We start from the raw sequence: 6552 nt of genomic DNA on the forward strand, positions 1-6552 counted from the left end.
GCCATGACATGCGGCTGCTGGCGAGCCGCATCATGCTCGGTGCGGGCCTTGAGCAAGCGTGAAGCCATCATCGGTGTGGTTGTCAAGGACACCAGCATGGACACGAGGATCGCGCAGGACAAGACCACCGCAAACTCGCGAAACAGCCGCCCCACCACGCCGCCCATCAAGAGGATGGGGATGAACACGGCAATCAGCGACAGGCTGATCGACACGACTGTGAAGCCGATCTCTCGTGAGCCTTGCAACGCCGCCTGCAAAGGCGACAGCCCTCGCTCGATGTGACGCGAGATGTTCTCGGCCACCACAATGGCATCATCGACCACGAAGCCTGTGGCCACGGTCAAGGCCATGGCCGAAAGGTTATCCAGGCTGTAGCCGCACAGGTACATGACGCCCACAGTGCCAGCCAGCGATACGGGCACAGCCACAGTGGGCAGGAGTGTGGCGCGCCAGTTGCGCAAGAACAGCAACACAACAACGATCACCAGGCCGATCGAGATGGCCATCGCACGCTCGACCTCACGCAGGGATGCACGGATAGTGGGCGTGCGGTCACTGATGATATTGAGCTCGATGGCAGGCGGGATCGATGCCTGCAGGCGAGGCAGCACCGTGCGTATCCGCTCGACGGTCTCGATCACGTTAGCGCCTGGCTCTTTGAGGATGAACAGCAAGATGGCTGGTTTGCCTTTGGCCAGGCCATAGTTGCGCACGTCCTGAACCGAGTCACTCACATCAGCGACGTCGCGCAAACGAATGGCTGCGCCGTTTCGGTAGCCCAGCACTACTGGGGCGTATTCATCTGCAGTGCGAGCCTGGTCATTGGCGCCCACCTGCCAGTAATGTCCGTCTTGTTCGACCGCACCTTTGGGCCGGTTGGCATTGGTGGCCGTCAAGGCCAGGCGGACGTTGTCCAGCGCGATGCCTTTGGATGCCAGCTTGTCTGGATTGAGTTCAACACGCACCGCAGGCAAAGCCCCACCACCCACATTGACCTGCCCCACACCCGTGACCTGCGCCAGGCGCTGTGCCAGCACCGTCGAGGCGGCGTCGTACATCTGACCGCGGGTCAGCGTGGCCGACGTGAGCGACAGGATCAGGATGGGCGAGTCAGCCGGATTGACCTTGCGGTAGGTCGGGTTGCTGGGCATGCCCGTTGGCAGCAAGCTGCGCGCCGCGTTGATGGCGGCCTGCACATCGCGCGCCGCGCCGTTGATGTCACGGCTGAGATCAAACTGCAGCGTGACGTTGGTCGATCCCAGCGATGAACGTGAGGTGATCTCGTTGACACCCGCAATCGTGCCCAGCGAGCGCTCCAAAGGCGTGGCCACTGTAGCGGCCATCGTGTCAGGGCCGGCACCCGGCAAGGAGGCATTGACCGAGATGGTCGGGAAGTCCACTTGCGGCAAGGAGGCAATGGGCAGCAGCTGAAAGCCCAGAATGCCCGCCAGCATCACGCCCAGCGTGAGCAAGGTTGTGGCCACTGGCCGCGCAATGAAAGGCGCGGAGATGCTCATGCCTGGCCCTCATTGGTGGCTGCATGGGCCGCCGATTGCTTGCTGCCTCGACGCGCTTGCCACTTCGCAGCCAGCGCCGCGAAGCTCAGATAGATGACCGGTGTGCTGAACAGCGTCAGCATCTGGCTGACGATCAAACCGCCGACCATGGTCACACCCAGCGGATGGCGCATCTCATGGCCCACGCCTGTGCCCAGCATCAAGGGCAAGGCCCCCAGCAAGGCCGCCATCGTGGTCATCAGGATGGGCCTGAAACGCAGCAGACAGGCCTTGTGGATGGCCTCGCGCGGGCTCAAGCCCTGCTCGCGCTGTGCCTCCAGCGCGAAGTCGATCATCATGATCGCGTTCTTCTTGACGATGCCGATCAGCAGCACGATGCCGATGATGGCCACGATGCCCAGATCCAGCCGGGCCACCAGCAACGCCACCAATGCACCCAAGCCGGCAGAGGGCAGCGTCGACAAGATCGTGACAGGGTGGATGTAGCTCTCATACAGCACACCCAACACGATGTACATCGTGACCACGGCTGCCAGCACCAGCAACAAGGTACTGGTCAGCGATGACCTGAAGGCCTCTGCCGCGCCTTGAAAGCTCGTCTCGACGCTGGGTGGCAAATCGAGGCTGGCCTCTTGCGCCTTGATCGCGTCAACGGCCTCGCCCAAAGCATGATCAGGCGCCAGGTTGAACGAGATCGTGGCCGAAGGGAATTGCGCCACATGGTTGATGGCCAGCGCCACCGGCCGCTCGACCATGCGCGCCACCGAACTCATCGGCACCTGCACAGCCGTCGTCACGCCATTGGCTGCCACAGAACTGCCGGGCACATACAGGCCCTCCAATGCACGAGGCCCACGCCTGAAATCCGAGGCGGCCTCCAGCACCACACGGTACTGGCTGGACTGCGTGTAAATCGTCGATATCAAACGCTGCCCGAAGGCGTTGTACAGCGCCGTGTCTATGGCCGCCACAGTCACGCCCAAGCGGCCTGCGGCCTCGCGGTCAATCTGCAGATAAGCCTGCTGGCCTTCATCCTGCAAGTCGCTGGCCACATCCATCAACTGCGGCAAGGTCTTGAGCTTGGCAACCAGGGCGTTGGCGGACTTGGTCAGGTCACCCACGTCCGGCGAACTCAACAAAAACTGGTACTGCGTTTTGGACACTTTGTCTTCGATCGTCAGATCCTGCACAGGCTGCATGTAAGCCGTGATGCCCGGAATGTGCGACGTGGCCCGGTCAAGCCGCTGGATGATCTGATCTGCCGATGCCTGCCGCTGTGCAAAAGGCTTGAGCGTGATCTGCATGCGGCCCGTGTTCAAGGTGGCATTGGCACCATCCACGCCGATGAACGATGCGAGATGGTCTACATCCGGGTCTTTCAAGATCGCGTCGGCCACCGCTTGCTGGCGCTCGGACATGGCCTCGAACGACGTCGTTTGCGTCGCCTCGGTGATCACCTGGATCAAACCCGTGTCTTGCAGCGGGAAGAAACCTTTGGGCACCAGCAAATACAGCCAGGCCGTGATGCCCAGCGTCGCCGCGAACGCCAGCAAGGTGGCCCGAGGGCGATCCAGCACCCAGTCCAGCGCCCGACCGTAAGACGCCACCATATTGTCAAAGGCCTGTGCGCTCCAGATACCCAGCCTGCTGTGCTGGCGTTCGTGTTCCGGCCGCAGCAGGCGCGCACTCATCATGGGCGTGAGCGTCAAGGACACGAAAGCCGAGATCAGGATGGACACGGCCAGCGTGATCGCAAACTCGTGAAACAGGCGCCCCACCACATCGCCCATGAATAACAAGGGGATGAGCACGGCAATCAGGGACACGGTCAGCGAGATGATCGTGAAGCCGATCTGCTTGCTGCCTTTGAGTGCCGCCACCATGGGGCTGTCGCCCTCTTCCACAAAGCGCGCGATGTTCTCGATCATCACGATGGCATCGTCCACCACGAAGCCCGTCGAGATGGTCAAGGCCATCAGCGTCAGGTTGTTGATCGAGAAACCGGCCAGATACATCACACCGAAGGTACCCACCAAAGACAGTGGCACGGCCACACCGGGGATCACTGTGGCGCTGACGCTGCGCAAGAACAAGAAAATCACCATCACGACCAACGCGATGGACAGCAGCAGCTCGAACTCGGTGTCTTCAACGGATGCACGGATAGTGGTCGTGCGGTCGGCAATCACCTGCACATCAAGAGATGCAGGCAACGAAGCTTGCAATTTGGGTAGCAAGGCCTTGACGTGGTCCACGGTCTGGATCACGTTGGCGCCGGGTTGGCGCTGAACGTTGAGGATGATGCCTGGCGTGCGGTCAGACCATGCTGCCAGGCGCAGGTTCTCCGCGTCATCGACGATCTGGGCCACATCACGCAAACGGATGGCGCGGCCGGCCTTCCAGGCGATGATCAGATCCTGATACTCGGCCGCAGATTTGAGCTGGTCATTGGCGTCGATGGTGGACGCGCGCTGCGAGCCATCAAAGCTGCCTTTGGCCTGATTGACGTTGGCCGCGGCAATGGCGGTGCGCACATCGTCCAGCGACAAGCCCAATGCAGCGAGTGTTTGCGGGTTGGCCTGGATGCGCACGGCAGGCCGCCTGCCACCCGCAATGCTGACCAGACCAACGCCATCGATTTGCGACAATTTGGGCGCCAGGCGGTTTTCAACCAGGTCATGCAGCTTGATCACCGGCAAGGACGGTGAGGTGATCGCGATGCTCAACACAGGCGCATCCGCTGGGTTGACCTTGCTGTAGACCGGCGGCATGGGCAAGTCGCTTGGCAGCAAATTGCTGCCAGCATTGATGGCAGCCTGCACCTCCTGCTCGGCCACATCCAATGACAGGCCCAGCGAGAAGCGCAGCGTGATCACCGACGCCCCGCCCGAACTGCTGGAGGTCATTTGGCTCAGACCAGGCATCTGCCCGAACTGGCGCTCCAGTGGTGCCGTGACCGTGGTCGACATCACATCCGGGCTGGCGCCTGGGTACAGTGTCGTCACCTGGATGGTAGGGTAGTCCACCTCAGGCAGCGCCGACAGGGGCAAGAGGCGATATGCGAGCAAACCAGCCAGCAAGATCGCCAGCATGAGCAAGGACGTGGCAACCGGCCGCTCAATGAAGATGCGTGACGGGTTCATGGCGCCTTGTTCAGTTCGCCACGATGCTGCTGGAACCAGGCCCTGCGCTCATCAGGGGTCATGGCCTTGATCTTTTGGGCGATCTCCGGCGGCAGATTGGCCAGGCGGCCCTGACGCCCGCCACTGGCTCCATCCCCGGTGGATCGGGCTCCGGCGCGTTGTTTGGGGTCTGCCGCAATCACCTCGACCTTGGCGCCGTCGCGCAGACGATCCACGCCGTCAATCACCACGCGCTCACCCACATTCAAAGGACCCTCAACGGCCATCCAGTTGCCATCAACCGGGCCAGGTTTGATCACTTTGGTCGCGACCTTGTTGTCGTCACCTACCACGTAGACGTAGTAGCCCTTGGTGCCGCGCAGCACGGCGGCGGGCGGAACCGTCAACACGTCGTGCAAGGTCTCCACTTGCAAAGACACGCTCACCGACTGATTGGGGAACAGCACGTCGTCTTCGTTGGGAAACACGGCTTTGATCTTGATCGTATCGGTGGTGACATCAATGGCGTTATCAATCGAGGACACGTGCCCTTGCGCCAGCACGTCGTGGCTGTTGCGGTCAAGCGCCTGCACCTGCAGCACCTGGTTGGCCTTCATCGCTACGGCAATCTTGGGCAGCACGTTGGACGGCACAGCAAAGACCAACGCCATCGGCCGGGTCTGCGTGATGCTCACGATGCCATTGGCGTCACCCGGCTGAACCACATTGCCCACATCCACTTGCTTGAGCCCCACACGACCAGAAATCGGTGCCAGCACGTGGGTATAGGTCAGTTGCAAACGAGCCGAGTCAACGGAGGCCTGATCCACCTTGACCGTGCCTTCTAGTTGATGCACCAGGGCTTCCTGCGTGTCAACCTGTTGCTTGGCCAACGCGTCCTTGGCCAGCAGTCCTCGGTAACGGTCCAGATCGACACGTGCGTTGTCCAGTTGGGCCTTGTCGCGTGCCAGCCCACCCTCTGACTGACTCAGGCTGGCTTGAAAGGCGCGTGGGTCAATTTGAGCAAGTGTTTGTCCAGCCTTGACCTGTTGCCCTTCTTTGAAGTTCAGCTTCTGCAGCACGCCGCTCACCTGGGCATGCACCACAGCCGTGTTGGCTGCCGTGAAGGTGCCAATGGCGTTGACCGCCGCATGCACATCACGCCGGTTTACCGGCATGACTGACACGGGTTGCACGCCCTGTCCATTGCCAAACCGACGCCCACCGCTGCCGCCCGATTTGGTCTCGGACGAGGCTTGCGCACCATCTTGAGGCTTGTGCTTCCACCACCAGGCTCCGCCGGCACCGGCCAACGCCAGCACCGCAAAAATCATCCACGGTGAGGCTTTGCCAAACAGGCGAGCGCTAGATCTGAACGTCACCAATTGCTTCGAGTTATTGCTCATCACGAAACGAACTACCTCACTGTGTAGCCATGTGCATCCATGCACGCCGCCACGGCGCGCTGGAACACTTCAGCATCCGCCAAGGCTGCGGCTTGCGTGGTCGCCCAGCGATTGCACGCTTGCTTGTCAGCTTCCGTCTGGGTCGCACTTTGACCGTTTCGCGGATAGATCACCGGAACGGGCGGAGCCTTTGGCACGGCAACTGGTGCAGGTGCCACCGCCACTGGCGCAACCGGTTGCGCGGATTCGGCACCGACCGGAGGTTGCACGACGACATAGCCCTGACCTGGCGACACCGCGTAATAGACCCCATTGGCGTAATAGTACGGCACGCCAGCCATCCAAAGTGTCACGCAATCTGGAGGCAACAGGGGTACCACGACGCCCACGGGCGGCACGACCACCACAAACCTGCCACCAAACGGTCGCCACCAGACGCCACTGTTAAAGAACAGATGGTTGGCGCCAAATGTGATGCTGACGCTGCCATCTGGCAAAACAGGC

4 protein-coding genes are annotated in these 6552 nt (G+C 61.4%); all 4 read right to left on the reverse strand.

Going from position 1 to position 6552, the window contains the following annotated elements:
* The coding region (locus EPO09_RS05540; RefSeq protein WP_290641006.1) for an efflux RND transporter permease subunit at positions 1-1520 on the reverse strand (1520 nt) is incomplete at its 3' end.
* Positions 1517-4663 carry an MdtB/MuxB family multidrug efflux RND transporter permease subunit gene (locus EPO09_RS05545; RefSeq protein ID WP_290641008.1) on the reverse strand — a complete coding sequence of 1049 codons (3147 nt, stop codon included), beginning with the start codon at positions 4661-4663 and terminating at the stop codon, positions 1517-1519. The genes EPO09_RS05545 and EPO09_RS05540, both read right to left, overlap by 4 nt.
* Complete coding sequence (locus EPO09_RS05550) at positions 4660-6048, reverse strand: MdtA/MuxA family multidrug efflux RND transporter periplasmic adaptor subunit (protein WP_290641009.1); 1389 nt, start codon at positions 6046-6048, stop codon at positions 4660-4662. Before EPO09_RS05550 ends, EPO09_RS05545 begins: the two co-directional genes overlap by 4 nt.
* Positions 6049-6059: 11 nt before the next feature.
* Positions 6060-6552 (reverse strand): DUF6515 family protein (locus tag EPO09_RS05555; protein ID WP_290641011.1); only part of this gene is annotated, 493 nt, incomplete at its 5' end.

The sequence above is a fragment of the Aquabacterium sp. genome, from assembly GCF_004297345.1.
GTDB lineage: Bacteria > Pseudomonadota > Gammaproteobacteria > Burkholderiales > Burkholderiaceae_C > Aquabacterium.